Origin of the sequence: Enterococcus sp. HMSC078F03, assembly GCF_001811595.1 — a bacterium.
In the GTDB taxonomy this organism is placed as follows: domain Bacteria; phylum Bacillota; class Bacilli; order Lactobacillales; family Enterococcaceae; genus Enterococcus; species Enterococcus faecalis.
Genome location: NZ_KV805595.1, coordinates 1 through 2,093 on the forward strand (window position 1 = coordinate 1; position 2,093 = coordinate 2,093).

Annotated in this window: 3 protein-coding genes; 2 read left to right on the top strand and 1 reads right to left on the bottom strand. The window is 29.8% G+C overall.

Annotated elements, in window-relative coordinates; genetic code table 11:
• Positions 1–328 precede the first annotated feature (328 nt).
• Together HMPREF2810_RS12515 and HMPREF2810_RS12520 are read left to right on the top strand one after the other, a co-directional pair.
• Positions 329–1,174 (top strand): ParA family protein, encoded by an 846-nt coding sequence (locus HMPREF2810_RS12515; RefSeq protein WP_000239313.1) that lies wholly within the window; start codon positions 329–331, stop codon positions 1,172–1,174.
• Positions 1,167–1,538, top strand: a complete 372-nt coding sequence (locus HMPREF2810_RS12520; protein WP_000049959.1) for a DUF5388 domain-containing protein — start codon at positions 1,167–1,169, stop codon at positions 1,536–1,538. The genes HMPREF2810_RS12515 and HMPREF2810_RS12520 overlap by 8 nt, the downstream gene beginning before the upstream one ends.
• A gap of 103 nt (positions 1,539–1,641) precedes the next feature.
• Here the strand turns inward: HMPREF2810_RS12520 and HMPREF2810_RS12525 are convergent, their stop codons facing one another.
• Entirely contained in the window at positions 1,642–1,932 is a 291-nt protein-coding gene (locus HMPREF2810_RS12525) for a hypothetical protein (RefSeq protein ID WP_001137528.1), read from the bottom strand.
• Positions 1,933–2,093: the final 161 nt, after the last annotated feature.

Sequence of the window (2,093 nt, forward strand, 5' to 3'; positions counted from 1 at the left end):
TAGTAAGATAGTAAAGTAGTAAGATAGTAAAGTATTAAAATAGTAGAATAGTAAAATAGTAAGATAGTAAAAAATGTTTACTTTTTAATAAATACGTCTAAAAATCCTTTTGTAGAAAGGTTAATATCATTCTTTTAAAACAATAAGATAGTAAAATAGTAAGATAGTAAAGTAGTAAGATAGTAAAATAGTAAAGTAGTAGAATAGTAAAGTAGTAGGATAGTAAGATAGTAAAATAGTAAATTTTATAAATATTATTTGTAGTAAGAAAATATTTATGATATACTATTTGTAGTAAGAAAATATTTATGAAATGAGGAGTCATTGTATGGTTAAAAAAATTGTATTTGGAAATTTCAAAGGCGGCGTTGGGAAGACTACTAATTCTGTAATGGTAGCCTATGAATTAGCTAAAAAAGGTTTTAGAGTTTTAGTTTGTGACTTAGACCCACAAGCAAATTCAACGCAATTGTTGCGAAGAACATATGGATTACAAAATAATAAAGAACTACCTATAAAAGAAACGATGATGGTAGCAATTCAAGAAGGAAATTTAGGCAAAGCTGTTGTAAATGTAATGCCTAATTTGTATTTATTGCCTTCACACAAAGACTTTGTTAATTATCCTGATTTTCTTGAGCTAACAATTATGCCGACAGAGAAAAACTACAAAGAGAGACGAATAGCATTTTTTAGTGAATTACTTAAACCAATTGAAAATGATTATGATTACATTATATTTGATGTTCCTCCTACACTTTCAGTATTTACCGATACAGCTCTTTATTCTTCTAATTACATTGTAATTGTTTTGCAAACGCAGCAACGCTCCCTTGATGGTGCAGAAGCATTTTGGGAATACTTGCAAACCTTGTATGATACTTATAAAAACATTGACTTTGATATCGCTGGGGTACTTCCAGTGCTGTTGAAAAACGATTCTGGAATTGATAATCAAATAATTAAAGATGCCAAAGACGCTTTTGGTGATGAGACTTTGTTTAATACAATTGTTAGACACATGGAACGGTTAAAACGTTATGATCGTAAAGGTATATCAGAAGAAGGATATACGGAATTATATGATTTTCATGATAGAAAAGTTCATGAATTGTATAACAAATTATCTGATGAAATAATTGAACGAACAGAAGGGACGACTGCTAATGAGTAAGTATACATTTCATAAGGATCCTGAACGTAAACAATCAAAAGAAATTAAAGCAACTGAAATTTCAGAACCTGAAACTACTTTTGATTTAAGTAGTTTTTCAAAAGAAGAAAGTTCAGCAAGTGATTCAGGATCAAAACGAATTGGGCGACCTGCTAAAAATAAAGTATATAGTACAATTAGGATACAAAAGAGTAACATCAATAGAATAAATGCGTTTCAGAATACTTTAGATTTTGAAACACAAGACGACATTGTATCATTCATGTTAGATAGATTAGATAACACATTAGAACCAGAACAACGTACAATGTTTGAAATGTATATGAAAGCTTATGAATCACGAGACAAAAAGAAACAAAAATAAAAGATACTGTTTAATAAAATAAAAACACAAGAAATGCTGTACAAACATTGCTCTTGTGTTTTTATTTCTTGTAGTAAAATAGTAAGATAGTAAAAAAGTATTTTCATTCAATAATTTTTTTAGTTCGTCTGTGGCGTTCTAAGTGTAGCAAATAATCGTCTTGCAGTTTTAGAAGGTCTGAATATACCTGATCCATAGTCTGGCTGGCCGACAAAGAAAGAGAATAAATAAATGAGATAGGAAGTGTTTCAATTTTTTTGTTACGAGTAATCCAAGAAGAAACAGTTCCTTGAGAGAAAGCATGTAATTCACAAAATTCTTCTACAGTAATCCCTAGTTGCTTGATAATGTATGCGTTGATAGGGTGTGGATATACAAAGGTTTTTCTAGGCATGGTGGGTAAGTTTCCTTTCTTAGGTTATTAATGCGCTTGCAGTAATATTGTACTAAAAAACATGCAATAAGGGAATGGTGTATCTGCTTCTTTTTGGTTGACCTCTTTTAAAAATATGTTATACTAAAGGTGCGAAACGACATTAAATCGTACAAATAACA

Coding starts and splice junctions, on each gene's coding strand:
- HMPREF2810_RS12520 (WP_000049959.1), top strand. CDS start 1,167: ATGAGTAAGTATACATTTCATAAGGATCCTGAACGTAAACAATCAAAA.
- HMPREF2810_RS12515 (WP_000239313.1), top strand. CDS start 329: ATGGTTAAAAAAATTGTATTTGGAAATTTCAAAGGCGGCGTTGGGAAG.
- HMPREF2810_RS12525 (WP_001137528.1), bottom strand. CDS start 1,932: ATGCCTAGAAAAACCTTTGTATATCCACACCCTATCAACGCATACATT.